The sequence below is a fragment of the Philodulcilactobacillus myokonensis genome (assembly GCF_027923585.1).
Taxonomy (GTDB): Bacteria; Bacillota; Bacilli; order Lactobacillales; family Lactobacillaceae; genus Philodulcilactobacillus; species Philodulcilactobacillus myokonensis.
The window spans coordinates 52,359-67,458 of the sequence record NZ_BRPL01000004.1; the positions used below are offsets into that span (position 1 = coordinate 52,359).

At 37.6% G+C, this 15,100-nt stretch carries 14 protein-coding genes; 12 read left to right on the forward strand and 2 right to left on the reverse strand.

The window, feature by feature from the left end; all coding sequences use genetic code 11:
• Window positions 1-69 precede the first annotated feature (69 nt).
• A complete protein-coding gene (locus tag WR164_RS07480) occupies window positions 70-900 on the forward strand; it encodes a methylenetetrahydrofolate reductase (RefSeq protein ID WP_286136985.1) in 831 nt (276 codons plus the stop codon).
• A gap of 71 nt (window positions 901-971) precedes the next feature.
• Here the strand turns inward: WR164_RS07480 and WR164_RS07485 are convergent, their stop codons facing one another.
• Together WR164_RS07485 and WR164_RS07490 are read right to left on the reverse strand one after the other, a co-directional pair.
• Window positions 972-3,182, reverse strand: coding sequence for a beta-glucosidase (locus tag WR164_RS07485; RefSeq protein WP_286136986.1), 2,211 nt, complete (start codon window positions 3,180-3,182; stop codon window positions 972-974).
• Between the two features lie 185 nt (window positions 3,183-3,367).
• A complete protein-coding gene (locus tag WR164_RS07490; RefSeq protein ID WP_286136987.1) occupies window positions 3,368-3,979 on the reverse strand; it encodes a histidine phosphatase family protein in 612 nt (203 codons plus the stop codon).
• A 150-nt stretch (window positions 3,980-4,129) separates the two neighbouring features.
• Between WR164_RS07490 and serC the strand changes: the two genes are divergently transcribed.
• The 11 genes from serC (at window position 4,130) to purN (ending at window position 15,084) form a co-directional block, all read left to right on the forward strand.
• On the forward strand, window positions 4,130-5,209 hold the full coding sequence (gene serC, locus WR164_RS07495; protein ID WP_286136988.1) for a 3-phosphoserine/phosphohydroxythreonine transaminase: 1,080 nt from the start codon (window positions 4,130-4,132) through the stop codon (window positions 5,207-5,209).
• A gap of 17 nt (window positions 5,210-5,226) precedes the next feature.
• Window positions 5,227-6,387, forward strand: coding sequence for a phosphoglycerate dehydrogenase (locus tag WR164_RS07500; RefSeq protein ID WP_286136989.1), 1,161 nt, complete (start codon window positions 5,227-5,229; stop codon window positions 6,385-6,387).
• 166 nt (window positions 6,388-6,553) lie between these two features.
• The gene (gene purE / locus WR164_RS07505; RefSeq protein WP_286136990.1) at window positions 6,554-7,036 is read left to right on the forward strand and encodes a 5-(carboxyamino)imidazole ribonucleotide mutase; all 483 of its coding nucleotides are present in this window, start codon (window positions 6,554-6,556) and stop codon (window positions 7,034-7,036) included.
• Window positions 7,020-8,135, forward strand: a complete 1,116-nt coding sequence (gene purK, locus WR164_RS07510; RefSeq protein WP_286136991.1) for a 5-(carboxyamino)imidazole ribonucleotide synthase — start codon at window positions 7,020-7,022, stop codon at window positions 8,133-8,135. The genes purE and purK overlap by 17 nt, the downstream gene beginning before the upstream one ends.
• Window positions 8,136-8,165: 30 nt before the next feature.
• Window positions 8,166-8,879, forward strand: coding sequence for a phosphoribosylaminoimidazolesuccinocarboxamide synthase (gene purC, locus WR164_RS07515; RefSeq protein ID WP_286136992.1), 714 nt, complete (start codon window positions 8,166-8,168; stop codon window positions 8,877-8,879).
• Between the two features lie 14 nt (window positions 8,880-8,893).
• Window positions 8,894-9,142, forward strand: a complete 249-nt coding sequence (gene purS, locus WR164_RS07520; RefSeq protein WP_286136993.1) for a phosphoribosylformylglycinamidine synthase subunit PurS — start codon at window positions 8,894-8,896, stop codon at window positions 9,140-9,142.
• Between the two features lie 3 nt (window positions 9,143-9,145).
• Window positions 9,146-9,823 (forward strand): phosphoribosylformylglycinamidine synthase subunit PurQ, encoded by a 678-nt coding sequence (gene purQ, locus WR164_RS07525; protein WP_286136994.1) that lies wholly within the window; start codon window positions 9,146-9,148, stop codon window positions 9,821-9,823.
• Window positions 9,824-12,028: a phosphoribosylformylglycinamidine synthase subunit PurL gene (gene purL, locus WR164_RS07530; protein WP_286136995.1), complete on the forward strand. Its 2,205-nt coding sequence runs from the start codon at window positions 9,824-9,826 to the stop codon at window positions 12,026-12,028.
• Window positions 12,028-13,485: an amidophosphoribosyltransferase gene (gene purF, locus WR164_RS07535; RefSeq protein WP_286136996.1), complete on the forward strand. Its 1,458-nt coding sequence runs from the start codon at window positions 12,028-12,030 to the stop codon at window positions 13,483-13,485. The genes purL and purF overlap by 1 nt, the downstream gene beginning before the upstream one ends.
• Complete coding sequence (purM, locus tag WR164_RS07540; RefSeq protein ID WP_286136997.1) at window positions 13,485-14,522, forward strand: phosphoribosylformylglycinamidine cyclo-ligase; 1,038 nt, start codon at window positions 13,485-13,487, stop codon at window positions 14,520-14,522. Before purF ends, purM begins: the two co-directional genes overlap by 1 nt.
• On the forward strand, window positions 14,491-15,084 hold the full coding sequence (purN, locus tag WR164_RS07545) for a phosphoribosylglycinamide formyltransferase (RefSeq protein WP_286136998.1): 594 nt from the start codon (window positions 14,491-14,493) through the stop codon (window positions 15,082-15,084). The genes purM and purN overlap by 32 nt, the downstream gene beginning before the upstream one ends.
• Window positions 15,085-15,100: the final 16 nt, after the last annotated feature.

Sequence of the window (15,100 nt, forward strand, 5' to 3'; positions counted from 1 at the left end):
ATAATTTGTTATATAATTTTAATACTAAAGTATTTTAATATTAAAATACCATCAAAGGATCTTTAATACATGCCAATTTTTTCACTTGAAATTTTTCCCCCTAAACATAATTTACCAAATTTCAAAATACAACTAATGTTAAAAAAATTTCAGCAAATGCATCCCGCTTTTACGTCTGTTACCTTAGGAACTAATGGCACCATTCAAAATCAAAATACTATTGATGTTGCAAATTATCTTCAAAATAATTTAAAAATTCCCGCCATGGTTCATTTGCCTGGAAGGTATCAAACCAAAGCACAAGTTATCTCTGTATTGAAACGGCTTGATCAAATTAACGTTCACCAAATTTTAGCACTACAGGGTAATCAAATTAGTAATTTAGCATCACCACATGTTTTTGAGCATGCCAATCAATTAATTAATTTTATTCACTCCAATTTTCCATCATTTATAGTTGCAAGTGCTTGTTATCCATCTAATGATATTCAATTTTTGCATGATGAGATGCCATTTTTAAGATTAAAACGGGATGCCGGAAGTACTCAGATGATTTCACAATTGTTTTTTGATAACCAAAGTTTTTATCATTTACAAAAGTGTTCTGATGATGCCTATCTAAACATTCCAATTGAAGCAGGAATTATGCCTTGTACAAGTGTTCACCAATTAAAAAAGATGTCTCAAATGTCACATGCAACTATTCCAAAATCATTTGCTCATAATATGAATGTTAATCAAGATGATCTGCAGGCGATGAAACAAATTGGCATTCAACATGCAATTGACCAAATCCATGATCTAGTTGAACACAATGTTCACGGAATCCATTTATATTCAATGAATCAGATTGATGTTGCCCAAAGTATTTGGGATGCAGTTAAATCTGATTTTATATAGTTTTTAAATTAACAAAATAAAAATCCATTTCCAATTAAAAAACTGGAAGTGGATTTTATTTTTACTAATTATTATTTGTTAGCTAGTTCAATAAATTTTTTCATTTGTTCAGGTTTAATATTAATCATATTAGTTGCTCTTAGCGGGATGTTGGCTAGAACGGCTGCATCGGCGCCAATACTATCTAACTGTGATTTAATACCAGCTTCTTTAATTGCTGGTTTGAGATCGGATCGGTTTAGAATTTCACTGACATAAGTGTTTTCAGTAATCTTTTGAGATGGTTTAATACCTAAATGAATGTGAACAGATTGTTCTAATTGAATATCTCGTGATGAACGGCCAACCTTGATCGTGTAATTACCATTGTCAACACGCCAACCTGGAAGTTGGACATCATACCAAGCAAAGCTACGGCGGTTTAATTTGATTGATAAGTGTTTAGTTTCACCTGGCTGTAATTCAACTTTAGTGAATGCTTTCAATTCTTTTTCAGGTAATGGAATTGAACTAGCTTCATTTGACACATAGATTTGAGCAACGTCTTTACCACGAACATTGCCAGTATTTTTAATATCAAAATCGACAGTGACACGGTTACCATCTTGATTGATTTGAAGTTTACTATAATCAAAAGTTGTATAACTTAAGCCATGTCCAAACGGATAGTTAACTTTCATGTGCTTCAAATCATAATAACGATAGCCAACGAAGATCCCTTCATAGTAGTTTTCTTCACGATGACTAACATCAAAGGTGCCATAAGTTGGATTATCTTCTAATCGAATTGGGAAGGTTTCAGCTAATTTACCAGATGGATTGACCTTGTCAGTTAAAATGTCCCATGTGGCATCACCAACTGCTTCGCCAGCAAGGTAAGTTTCTAGAATTGCAGAAACATCATTGCGCCACGGCATTTCAACAGCGGATCCGTTTTGCAAAACAACCGTAATGTTATGGTTGACCTGGGCTAATTTCTTAATTAAGTCGTTTTGGACATTAGGGAGTGCCATGCTAGTTTTATCAAATCCCTCTGATTCATAACTTTCAGGGAAACCAGCAAAAACAATTACGCGGTCATTAGTTTTAGCTAAATTAATGGCTTGTTGAACTAAATGGTTATCAGTTTGGTCACGGTCTAATGAATATCCAGCAGCGTATTGAATTTTGTAACCACTGTTTTTAGCAGCTTCCAATGGGGTCGTGACTTGATAAGAATTAACATGTGAGCTGCCACTTCCTTGGTATCGTGGCTTCTCTGCTAATTTACCAATAATTGCAATTTTTTCATCTTTGTGGATGGGTAAGGTTTGATGATCGTTTTTAAGCAAAACAATACTATCTTCAGCAGCTTTTTTAGCAAATTCATGTTGAGTGCCCTTATCATATGAAGAAATTGTTTTGGCATCAAGATGATACTTTTCAACCAATTTAAGGACATGTAAAACAGCTAAATCTAATTTGGATTCACTTAATGTTCCATTTTGGATGGCATTCATTACTAATTGAGCTGAATATTCCCCCTTACCAGGCATTTCAAGATCAAGACCAGCATTTAATGATGCAGGCTTGTTGTCAACGGCGCCCCAATCGGACATCACAAGTCCTTGATAACCCCATTCATTTCGTAAAATTTGGGTTAATAAACGTGGATTCTGTGAATTTAAAGTACCATTAATTTTGTTATAAGAACACATGATTGTTGCTGGATTAGCTTCTTTAACCACTTTTTCAAAACCTAAAAGATAAATTTCGCGTAGTGCACGTTCGTCAATATTAGATGAATTAGAGAAACGTTGGTTTTCACGATTGTTAGCAGCAAAATGCTTTACGCTCACGCCAACGCCTTTGTTTTGAACGCCATTTACATATGCACTACCTAATTCACCGGATAAATATGGATCTTCTGAAAAGAATTCAAAGTTGCGGCCACTTAATGGTGATCGTTTAATATTGATTCCAGGACCAAGTAAAACATCGACATTTTCAACTCTGGATGCAATTCCTAACTGTTGACCCAATTTAAAAAGCATCCTGGTGTCGAATGAGCAGGCGGTCAATGCAGAACTAGGGAAACAGATGGCTTGAACACTTTGATTGATTCCTTCCGTTTGATTAGATATTGATTTTCTTAATCCTGATGGTCCATCTGAAACTTCTACTTTTGGAATGCCCTTATTCTTAATTTCATAGGTATACCAAGAATGATGACCAGTGACTAACTCTGCTTTTTGTTTGAGGGTTAATCGTTTTACAAAATCTAAATTAAACTTACTTTTCATGATGATGATCTCCTCATGAGGGGATGTAGATTGGCATCCGATAAAAACTTAAATTGTAAACACTGGGCGTTTAGTCGTCTGTTCAAGCTCCAACTTGATTATATCATCATCATAGGTGAGTAGTATAAAATATATATTAAAAATTTAACATTTCATTTAATTGGCATTGTTACTAAGGACGTGATCTAGAAAGTACGGTTATAATATGGAATATAAAATTGATCGTGATCTAACATAATTTTAGTGACGCTAGCATTATCAGGTTCTTGGATTACCATAAAATGATCTTTTAAATCTAATGCTGCCATGCAAGCAGCTTTAACCGTGAAACCATGGGTAACAACCACGATTTTTTGATCCGGGTAATGTTTTGCAATATCATTCATAAATTGTTTGATTCGTTTCATAATTGATTCAAAAGTTTCACCATGCGCTACTTTAGCATATGTTGGTAAAACATCATGAACATGGGAATCAAAATATTTAGGGTACTTTTGTTCTAAATCAACATTATTTTGACCGTCCCAATCACCGTATGAAATTTCCAATAACCGCTGGTCATCTTGTACCGGTAATTTAGCATCGTGATTAAGAATCTCCGCGGTTTGATGGGTGCGATGAAGTGGACTAACAAATAGTCGATCCGCAAATGAAATCTTAAAATGATTTTTTAGATTTCTAACTTGCTGCTTTCCATGGTCAGTTAAATAAGTCATTTTAGAATTAATCGTTCCTTGCTTTAATTTCATAATATTTGCCTTGGTTTCACCATGGCGAATAAAGTAAAATGTCGTCATTTTTTATGTAAACCCCTCAAATTATATTTTTAATATTATTATGGCATAGTTCGGAAATCAACACAAAATTAAAGATTGAAGTTTTTAAGAATTTATGATACTTTCTTTTTAAGCACTAAAATAATTAAAGAATAATTAGAGGGGATTCTTTTGTCAACTGTATATAATTTTTCTGCTGGTCCAGGAGTACTGCCAGCACCAGTCATTAAACAAATTCAAAAGGAACTAACATCTTTTCACGGTAGCGGGATGAGCATCTTAGAAATTTCTCATCGCTCCACTTTATTTGAAAATGTGATTGATAATGCTAAACAGGATTTAAAAGATTTAATGCAAGTACCTGATAATTACCAGATTCTTTTCTTTCAAGGTGGTGGAACGGGCCAATTTGCTGCTGCACCAATGAACCTAGCTTCTAAGCATCATCGCCTAGCACTACTTGACAGTGGTCATTGGGCATCTAAAGCTCATGACGAAGCGATCAAGTTAGGCTATCAAGTTGACGTTCTTGATTCCACTAAATCAGAACATTATCATGAATTACCTCATTTATCGTTAACATTTAATCAAAAAAATGATGATTACTTACATGTGACAATCAATAATACGATCGAAGGAACCACTTATCATCAAATTAATAATCCGACCCACTTGCCATTAGTTGGGGATATGTCATCTAATTTTCTTGCTGAGCGGTATAGCGTCAAAGATTTCGGGATGATTTTTGCTGGTGCTCAAAAGAATTTAGGGCCTGCCGGGGTCACGATTGTGATCGTTAGGGATGATTTGCTCAAAAAAGTTCCTAAGATACCTAGCATCCTTGATTATTCATTATTTGCTAAAAAGAATTCACTTTATAATACCCCACCGGTCTTTTCAATCTATGCTGCCGGTTTAGTTTTGAAATGGCTGAAGAAACAAGGTGGAGTCGACGTGATGGAATCACATAATCGTAAACAGTCAAAGATGATGTATGATTTTTTGGATCAATCCAAGTTGTTTAGAAATGATGTGAAACCAAGTGATCGTTCTTTGACCAACACCATCTTCACCACTGGAGATCAGAAATTAGATTTACAAGTTGCTAAAGAAGCCACTCAGCATGGGCTAATGAGTATCAAAGGCCACCGGAGCGTTGGTGGATTGCGAGCTAGTTTTTACAATGCCATGCCAACAGCAGGTGTCCAATCATTAATTGATTTCTTACATGATTTTGAAAAGAAGCATTAATTAAAGGAGTGGAGACGATGTACCAAGTTAAAACTTATAACGTAATTGCACAAGAAGGTTTGGACACATTTACGAAGGATTACCAAATTAATAAATCTGATCATGCCGATGCATTTTTGATTCGTTCGGCTGACATGCACCACGTTAATTTCCCTGACAGACTAAAGGTAATTGCTAGATCCGGTGCTGGATTCAATAATATTCCATTAGAACGTGCTACGAAACAAGGAATTGCAGTTTTTAACACGGCCGGTAGTAATGCTAATGCCGTTCGTGAACTGGTAATTGCGGTTATGGTTGCTACCTCCAGAAATTTAATCCCGGCCTACCACTATGCTGAACAAAATAGTGGCGCCGATATTTCACTCCATACTGAAAAAGCTAAAGATAACTTCAGAGGTAGTGAACTTGCCGGTAAGAAACTAGCTGTGATTGGCGTTGGTCATGTTGGCTCATTAGTTGCCAATGCTGCTAGTGCCTTAGGGATGGATGTTTATGGCTATGATCCGTATTTAAATACCGATGCCGCATGGCGAATTTCAACTAGCATTCATCGAGTGGATTCGATGAAGGAAGCCATTCAAAATGCCGATTACGTGACCGTCCACGTTCCAAAGAACAAACAAACGACTGGTTTAATCAGTGCTAAAGAAATGGAAATGATGAAACCAGGGGTCCACCTCTTTAATTATTCTCGAATTGGAATTGTAAATAACACCGATGTTGTTAAATATTTAGATAACCATAAGATTAAAACTTATGCCACTGATTTCGGTGAAGATCAAATTTTAGGCAGAGATGATGTGATTGTTACACCCCATATTGGTGGTGCGACCCACGAAGCCGAACGAAATGGATCAACCCAAGCTGCTAGAACGATTATGAAATATTTGAAGACTGGCGATACAACTAACTCAGTTAATTTGCCTCAATTAAGGTTGCCATTTGAAGGACCACTAAGAATTACTTTGATTCATCAAAATGTTCCCAAAATGGTTGGGAAGTTAACTGATATCTTAGGGGATGCCGGTGTTAACATTGATAAAATGAGTAATGCCAGTTTAGAACATACGGCTTATACGATTATTGACGTTGACGGATTAAAAGACGAACAAAAAGTTCTCAATCAATTGAAGCAAATTGATGGCGTTTATGGCGTTCGTTTATTAAAGAAATAAATTAAGAATCCATATTTAATATGGGTTCTTTTCTTTCACTCTTAATTAATACGAACAATATAAACATAATATAATTAAAAAGTTCGTAAAATGTATTGAATTGATGAATTATCATTGATATAATTATAACTGAAATCACAAGTACAAGCTGAGGAGGATATTTTAAATGCAAGTTGCATTAGTCATGGGATCAATTTCTGATTGGCCACATGTTAAAGCTACGGCTCAATTATTGGATCAACTTCATGTTTCTTATAGTAAACGGGTTATTTCAGCTCATCGGATGCCAAAACAATTACAATCATTCGGTAGCAAAGCTAAATCCGAACATTATCAATTAATTATCGCAGCTGCTGGTGGCGCTGCTCATTTGCCGGGAATGTTGGCTGCTAATACACCACTTCCGGTGATTGGAGTACCAGTTCAGACAAAAGCATTGGGTGGTATGGATTCATTATTATCCATGGTTCAAATGCCAAGTGGCATCCCAGTTGCAACGGTTGCCATTGGTAATGCTGGCGCTAAAAATGCTGCTTTATTAGCTGCTCAAATTATCGGGCTTCATGATTCAGACGTTGAAAAACAATTAATTAATTATCGCCAAAATCAAACGAAAGAAGCAATTAAAAGTAATGAAAATCTCAAATAAACCAATTTTACCTCCAGCGACAATCGGTATCTTAGGCGGCGGACAATTAGGCCAGATGATGGCTTTGTCTGCTAAGTACATGGGTTATAAAGTCGGTGTTTTAGATCCGACGCCCCATGCACCAGCAGCTCAAGTCGCTGATTTTCAAATTGTTGCTCAATATGATGATGTCGATGCTTTAACTAAACTGGCTAAACGTTCTGACGTTTTAACCTACGAATTTGAAAACGTTGATCAGGATGCTCTAGCTAAGGTTTCAAGCTTAACCGAAGTTCCACAGGGAACCCGTGAACTAGCAATTACTAGTCACCGGCTTCATGAAAAGGACTTTTTAAGAAGCTGTGGAGTTCCAGTTACTGATTATGCTGATGTTAAAACCGAAGCTGATTTAAGAGCTGCCGTTAAAAAGATTGGCATGCCTGGCATCATCAAGACTGCTGAAGGTGGTTATGACGGTCACGGTCAATATGACATTAATAAAGAATCAGACATTAGCACGGTTAATTTAGACCACCGTGAGTGGATCTATGAAGAACGCCAGGAATTTACAAAAGAAGCTTCGATTATGGTTACCAGGGATGCGAAGGGAAAGGTGATTGTCTTTCCGCTTAGTGAAAATCATCATTGGCACCATATTCTACACACCAGCATTATCCCGGCCCGGGTTGATGATTCCGTTAAGAAACAGGCCGTTTCAATGGCAACCAAGATTGCCAATGCTCTGCACTTGACCGGCATTTTAGGAATTGAATTCTTCGTCATGCCAGATGGTAATTTAATGGTCAATGAATTAGCACCTCGTCCCCATAATTCTGGCCACTATTCGATTGAAGCTTGCAATATCTCTCAGTTTGAAGCTCATATCAGAAGTATCTGTCATTTAGAAATTCCAGAAGTTCACCAGTATCAACCAGCAGTGATGGTTAACATGCTTGGGGATGAATTAACGTTAGGCAGAAAAGAATTACCAAAGCACCCTGAATGGCATTTCCACGATTATGGTAAGGCCGAAATCAGACCTCGCCGTAAAATGGGACACATTACCGTGATGGGCAATTCAATCGATCGTTTGCTCCAATCATTAAAGCAGTTTGAATAGATTTGTTAATTTCTAGGAGGATTAATTATAATGGCTAATTTAGTAAAACAAGGTAAAACCAAACAAATGTTTACAACTGACGATCCAGAAGTTTATCGCGTTCACTATACCAATCACACCACTGCTGGTGATGGTTTAAGAAACGAATTGATTAATAAAAAAGGTGAAGTTAACAATAAAATTTCCAGTTTGATTTTTAAATATTTAGATCAAAAGGGCATTAAGACTGATTTTATTAAACAATTATCAGATACTGATCAATTGAACCGTAAAGTTACTATGATTCCATTAGAAGTGGTTGCTAGAAACCATGCTTCCGGCAGCATTGAAAAACGTTTCGGTTTAAAACACCTTCTAGAGTTCAAGAAACCGGTTGAAGAATTTTATTACAAGAGCGATGAACTTCATGATCCCATTATTAACGACTCAGAAGTTGAAGAATTTGGAATTTTAACCGGAAAAGAAATTGATTGGATCAGAAAACAAACCCGTTTAATTAATCAAGATTTAAAAGCTTTGTTTGCTGAAATTGGCATTATCCTCGTCGATTTCAAAGTTGAATACGGTAAAACTAGTGATGGCCACATTATCTTAGCCGATGAAATTTCACCAGATTCATGCCGTTTAGTTGATGCTAAAACTAAGAAATCATTAGATAAGGATGTCTTCAGAAAACGTCTTGGTAACATGATGGTCGGATACGACGAAGTTTTGAACAAATTAGAAACCGTTTTAAACAAATAAGAGGGATAAAATTCATGTATCTTGCAAAAATTTACGTTAGCCATAAGAAATCCATTCTTGATCCACAGGGAGAAGCCATTAAAAGTGCTTTGCATCGTTTAAATTACAATGATGTGAATTCCATTACACAGGGGAAGTACTTTATTACGAAGTTAGATAGCCAAAGCAAATCCGATGCAGATCAAACCGTTAGATCCATCTGTAAAGATCTTTTGGTTAATCAGAACATGGAAACATACCAATACGAATTGAAGGAGGTCTAGGAAATGAGATTTGCTGTAATTAGTTTTCCAGGATCCAATTGTGACCGTGATTTGTATTATGCCATTGTTGACAGTTTAGGTGAACAAGCAGATTTGATTTCCTATACCTCAACTGATTTATCCAAGTACGACACGATTTTAATTCCCGGTGGTTTTTCATACGGTGATTACTTGAGAAGTGGTGCAATTGCTAAGTTTGCACCAGCCATGAAATCTGTCAAAGCATTTGCTGCATCCGGTCGTCCGGTGATTGGAATTTGTAATGGCTTTCAGATTTTAACTGAAGCTGGTTTATTACCAGGAACCTTACAGCATAATACCAACATATCGTTTATTTCAGAATGGGAACCATTGGAAGTCGTTAATAACAAAACACCATTTACCAATCAATACCAAGTTAACCAAAAGATTAAGTTGCCAATTGCTCATGGTGACGGTAATTATTATTGTGATGATGATACATTGAAGTCTTTAAAACAGAATCATCAGATCGTTTTTAAATACCGCAATAATCCGAATGGCAGTGTTGATGATATTGCTGGAATCGTGAATCGAAAGGGCAATGTTTTAGGGATGATGCCCCATCCGGAACGGGCAACCGAAAAAATTCTCGGTGGTCAAGATGGCCTCACGTTGTTTCAGTCGATTTTGAATTCAATTAAAGTAAGGAGTTTGTCATAATTGTTAAAGCAAGCTGAGAAGTCTCCAGAAGAAATTCGTGACCAAAAGATATATCGTCAGTGGGGCATGAGTGATAACGAGTACCATACCGTTGTTAATAAATTGCTTCATCGCCTTCCTAACTTTACTGAAGCTGGGATTTTAGCTGGGATGTGGAGTGAACATTGTTCTTATAAGAATACGAAACCGTTACTTAGACACTTTTGGAGTAAGGGTTCGAAAGTACTTGAAGGCCCTGGTGAAGATGCTGGCGCGATTGATATTGGCGATAACCAAGCTGTCATTTTTAAAGCTGAAAGTCATAATCATCCTAGTTATGTTGAACCATTTGAAGGTGCTGCTACCGGTGTTGGTGGGATTATCAGAGATATCTTTTCAATGGGTGCTAGACCAGTCGCCTTGCTTGATAGTCTCCGTTTTGGTGAACTGACCAACCAGAAAAATAAATTCTTAATGGATCGAACCGTCGATGGAATTGCCCACTATGGTAACAGTATTGGAATTCCGACTGTTGGTGGTGAAATTGGTTTTGATTCAACATACGATAAAAATTCATTAGTTAATGTGATGTGTGTGGGAATCGAAAATCAAGATGATTTAAAACAGGATAAGGCTTCCGGAATTGGTAACAGTATCATTTACGTTGGTGCGAAAACTGGTCGTGATGGAATTAACGGTGCTACCTTTGCTTCGAATGAATTTAGTGATAGTAAGGAATCCGACCGATCCGCCGTTCAAGTCGGTGATCCATTCATGGAAAAACTATTGGTAGATGCCTGCTTAGATATTATTCATCACCATTCTGACATCCTCGTTGGAATTCAAGATATGGGGGCTGCCGGCCTTGTTTCATCATCTGCTGAAATGGCTTCTAAAGCCAAAAGCGGAGTGGACCTAAATCTTGATTTAGTTCCACAGCGTGAACCACACATGACCCCGTATGAAATTCTATTATCCGAATCACAAGAACGGATGTTGCTATGTGTTAAAAAGGGTCATGAAAAAACTATTATTGATATCTTTAAACGTTTTGGTTTAGATGGGGTTGTGATTGGCCACGTTAACAACAATGGACAATACCATTTAACCCAGCATGGTGAAACTGTATGTAATATTCCTGTTCATACCATCGTTGATGATGTTCCTGAATATACCCATCCCATTATTGAACCAGATCGGATTAAACATCCCGCTGCTGATTTCGTACCAACCGTAAATGATGCCGGTCAAATGTTAGCTAAGTTACTATCACAACCAACGATTGCATCAAAACAATCTGTTTATCGTCAGTATGATAGTCGGGTTCAAACTAATACGGTCGTTGCACCAGGTAGTGATGCCGGAATTATCAGGATTAGGCATACAGATAAGGCATTGGCAATGACAACTGATTGTAACGGTCGCTACGTTTACTTGAATCCAGAAATTGGTGGTGAAATTGCCACTAGTGAAGCCGCAAGAAACATCGTTGCCGGTGGTGGCCTACCAATTGGTGCCACCGATTGCTTGAACTTTGGTAATCCAGAAGATTCAGAGAGTTACTATGCCTTAGCTAAATCTATTGATGGCATTACCAAGGCATGTAAGTTATTTGATACACCGGTGATTTCAGGAAACGTTTCACTTCATAACGAAACTGACAGAAAACCAATTTATCCGACACCATTGATTGGAATGGTGGGTTTAATCAAACATGATGATGAAATTACGACCCAAGATGCTAAACATGCTGGTGATTTAGTCTACATTGTCGGGAAAACCTACGATGACTATAGTGGATCGGAAATTCAAAAATTAATTCAACATCAAATTAGCGGTCGAATTAAGCACTTTGATTTACAAACTGAAAATAAGAATCGAAAACTAGTTTATCAATCAATCGTGAACCATTTAGTCCAAAGCGTTCATGATTTAAGTGAAGGCGGCTTAGGTGTCAGTATTGCTGAAACATTATTCAAACATGATTTTGGTTTCAATGGTCAGCTGGATTTGCTCGGTCGCCAATTATTCGCTGAAACTCAATCAAGATATGTAATTACAGTTGCACCGAAACAGAAGAATGCATTTGAAAAATTGATGGGTGATTGCGTTAAACAGATTGGTCAAATTACTAAAGAACCGATTGTTAAAATTAAATTAAACGATCAAGACGTAAATATGAATGAAACAGATTTGAAGCAAAAATGGGAAAGAGGACTAAATTAATGCCAATTGAGGCGAAGAGTTTAAACGAAGAATGCGGATTATTCGGAATTTGGAATCAGAAACATGCTGCATATTTGACTTATGATGGCCTTCATGCCTTGCAACACCGTGGTCAAGAGGGTGCTGGCATCGTTGCTAATCAAAATGGTCACTTGAAACGTCATAAGGGTTTAGGCTTGTTGACCCATGTATTTAATAAACCGGAATATTTAGAATCATTGCCTGGTAAAGCTGCTTTAGGTCACGTTCGATACTCGACGGCTGGCAGTCATGGGATTGAGAATATTCAACCGATGATGTTTACTGGCATTCACGCTTATCCATTTGCGCTCGCCCATAATGGGAACTTAACGAATGCAAAGACGTTGAGAAAACAATTAACTGATGATGGACAGACATTCAAGGCATCTTCTGATAGTGAAATTTTAGGAAAATTAATTGAAAATAATCCCAAACCAAATTTTATTGACCGTTTGAAGGATTCATTGAACCAGATCAGAGGTGGCTTTGCATTTATTTTAATGACCCCCGATTCAATGATTGCTGCTTTAGATCCGAACGGTTTTCGTCCATTGGTGATTGGCAAACGTGATGATGGTAGTACCATTATCTGCAGCGAAACCTGTGCATTGGATCAGGTTCATGCTAAGTACGTTCGTGATGTTGAACCCGGTGAAATTGTGATTGTGAATGACGATGGAATTAAGTCTGAGAAATTTACTGATAATACTGAACTCTCCGTCTGCTCAATGGAATACATTTACTTCTCCCGTCCAGATTCAGTTATCCGCGGAGTTTCCGTTTCAAGAGCCCGTCATCGGATGGGACAAATTTTAGCGAAGGAACAACCGACACCCAATGCGGATGTAGTCATGGCGGTTCCTAATTCTTCATTTGAAGCTGCAATTGGTTATTCGACCGCTAGTGGAATTCCGTTTGACATGGGACTAGTAAAAAATCAATACGTGGCAAGAACCTTTATTGAACCGACTCAATCAGAACGTGAACATGGGGTTCGAATGAAACTATCCGTTGTTAGACCAGCCGTTGAAGGCAAGAATATTGTTCTAGTCGATGATTCAATCGTTCGTGGAACAACCAGCAAGTACATTGTCCGTTTACTAAAAGCAAATGGTGCCAAATCTGTCAACGTTCGAATCGCTTCACCAGTTTTAAAGTTCCCGTGTTTCTATGGCATTGATATCAGGACGGCCGATGAATTAATCGGTGCCCATTACAGTGTTGACGGAATCAGGAAACAAATCGAATCCGATTCACTAGGCTACTTAAGCGTTAATGGTTTAACGAAAGCAATTGGCCATTTAAGCAATAATCAATACAACGGTTTATGTACCGCTTACTTTGATGGTAACTACCCAACTAAACTTTATGATTATCAAAAAGAATTTGATGAAGAAGCAAAGGATTTAGGCTTGTATAAAGGGATGAAAGCGTAGTGGATGAATACAAAAAAGCCGGCGTTGATATTAATGCCGGTGAAAAAGCAGTTGATTTGATTAAAAAGACCGTTGCTAGTACGTATGATTCAAACGTCGTCACTGGTTTAGGTGGTTTTGGCGCCGAATATCAAATCGGTAACCTGGTTAAAAACAATGACCATCCGGTATTAATTTCCGGAACCGATGGAGTGGGGACAAAGCTACTATTAGCCTTACAAGTCCACCACCATGAAACCATCGGGATTGATTTAGTTGCTATGTGTGCGAATGATATTTTAGCGCAGGGTGCCAGACCACTATTCTTCCTTGATTACATGGGACTAGGCAAATTGAAGCCAGAAAACGTTAAGACCATTGTCAGTGGAATTACCAACGGCTGTAAGCAGGCCCATTTATCATTGATTGGTGGTGAAATGGCTGAAATGCCAGGGTTGTACCACCATGGTGAATACGATTTAAGCGGTTTTGCAGTTGGCTTAGCGAACCAAAACCATTTACTTGGTAAACAGAATGTTGAAAAGGGCGACGTTTTGATTGGTTTGAGCTCCAGTGGGATCCATTCCAATGGATATTCCTTGGTTAGACGCATTATTAGTGAAAACCATTTGGATTTGAATCAGGAAATCCCTGAACTGCACGAAACATTAGGAAAAGCATTATTAAAACCCACCAAACTTTACTATGATACCGTTAATCCACTGATTGAAAAGGGATGCATTCACGCGGCTGCCCATATTACTGGTGGTGGGATTACCGAAAATTTAGCCCGGATTATTCCAGATGGTTTATCAGCTGAAATTAATGAGGCTTCGTGGAAAATCTTACCAATCTTTAAACTACTGAAGAAGTGGGGCCACGTTTCAACCGATGAAATGCGAAAAGTATTTAACATGGGCCTGGGGATGATCCTAGCAATTCCCCAGGATCAATTGGCTAACGCTAAGCAATTATTAGATCAATCGAAAGATTCATATTATCAAATCGGAGAAGTTGCAGAAAGGAATGGAAATCCCGTTGAATTTGAACAATCATAAATTACCAGTTGCTGTCTTTGCTTCAGGGAATGGCACTAACTTTGAAGCCATTGCAAAGGCTGATTTACCAATTGAAATTGAAGTTTTAGTCTGTGATCACCATGAGGCACCAGTAATTCAACGTGCTAGAAAATTTCAAGTTCCCGTTTTTCTAAGTGAAGCACAAAAGGGCGTTTCAAAAGCAGATCGTGAAAGCAAAATTCTGCAACGATTAAAAGAGGACGGCGTGAAAGCAATTTTTCTAGCTGGCTACATGCGAATTGTGGGGCCTACTTTATTGAATGCCTATCCCAAACGGATTTTGAACATTCATCCTGCTTTGTTACCAAAGTTCCCTGGTCGACATGGAATTAAGGATGCTTATGATGCTGACGTTCCATATACTGGCGTTACGATTCACTATATTGATCAAAAGATTGATAATGGTCCTGTCATCGCACAAGAAAAAGTACCACATTATACCAACGATAGTTTACACGATTTAGCAATGCGGATTCATCATACAGAACACCAACTTTATCCCAATACAATTAGAAAATTGATTCAACAAGGTAAACTTTAAATCATTTGGAGGCATC

Excerpts from the sequence above, each read along its gene's own strand:
- WR164_RS07480 (WP_286136985.1), top strand. The coding sequence starts at position 70 with ATGCCAATTTTTTCACTTGAAATTTTTCCCCCTAAACATAATTTACCA.
- WR164_RS07485 (WP_286136986.1), bottom strand. The coding sequence starts at position 3,182 with ATGAAAAGTAAGTTTAATTTAGATTTTGTAAAACGATTAACCCTCAAA.
- WR164_RS07490 (WP_286136987.1), bottom strand. The coding sequence starts at position 3,979 with ATGACGACATTTTACTTTATTCGCCATGGTGAAACCAAGGCAAATATT.
- WR164_RS07500 (WP_286136989.1), top strand. The coding sequence starts at position 5,227 with ATGTACCAAGTTAAAACTTATAACGTAATTGCACAAGAAGGTTTGGAC.
- purE (WP_286136990.1), top strand. The coding sequence starts at position 6,554 with ATGCAAGTTGCATTAGTCATGGGATCAATTTCTGATTGGCCACATGTT.
- purK (WP_286136991.1), top strand. The coding sequence starts at position 7,020 with ATGAAAATCTCAAATAAACCAATTTTACCTCCAGCGACAATCGGTATC.
- purC (WP_286136992.1), top strand. The coding sequence starts at position 8,166 with ATGGCTAATTTAGTAAAACAAGGTAAAACCAAACAAATGTTTACAACT.
- purS (WP_286136993.1), top strand. The coding sequence starts at position 8,894 with ATGTATCTTGCAAAAATTTACGTTAGCCATAAGAAATCCATTCTTGAT.
- purQ (WP_286136994.1), top strand. The coding sequence starts at position 9,146 with ATGAGATTTGCTGTAATTAGTTTTCCAGGATCCAATTGTGACCGTGAT.
- purF (WP_286136996.1), top strand. The coding sequence starts at position 12,028 with ATGCCAATTGAGGCGAAGAGTTTAAACGAAGAATGCGGATTATTCGGA.
- purN (WP_286136998.1), top strand. The coding sequence starts at position 14,491 with ATGGAAATCCCGTTGAATTTGAACAATCATAAATTACCAGTTGCTGTC.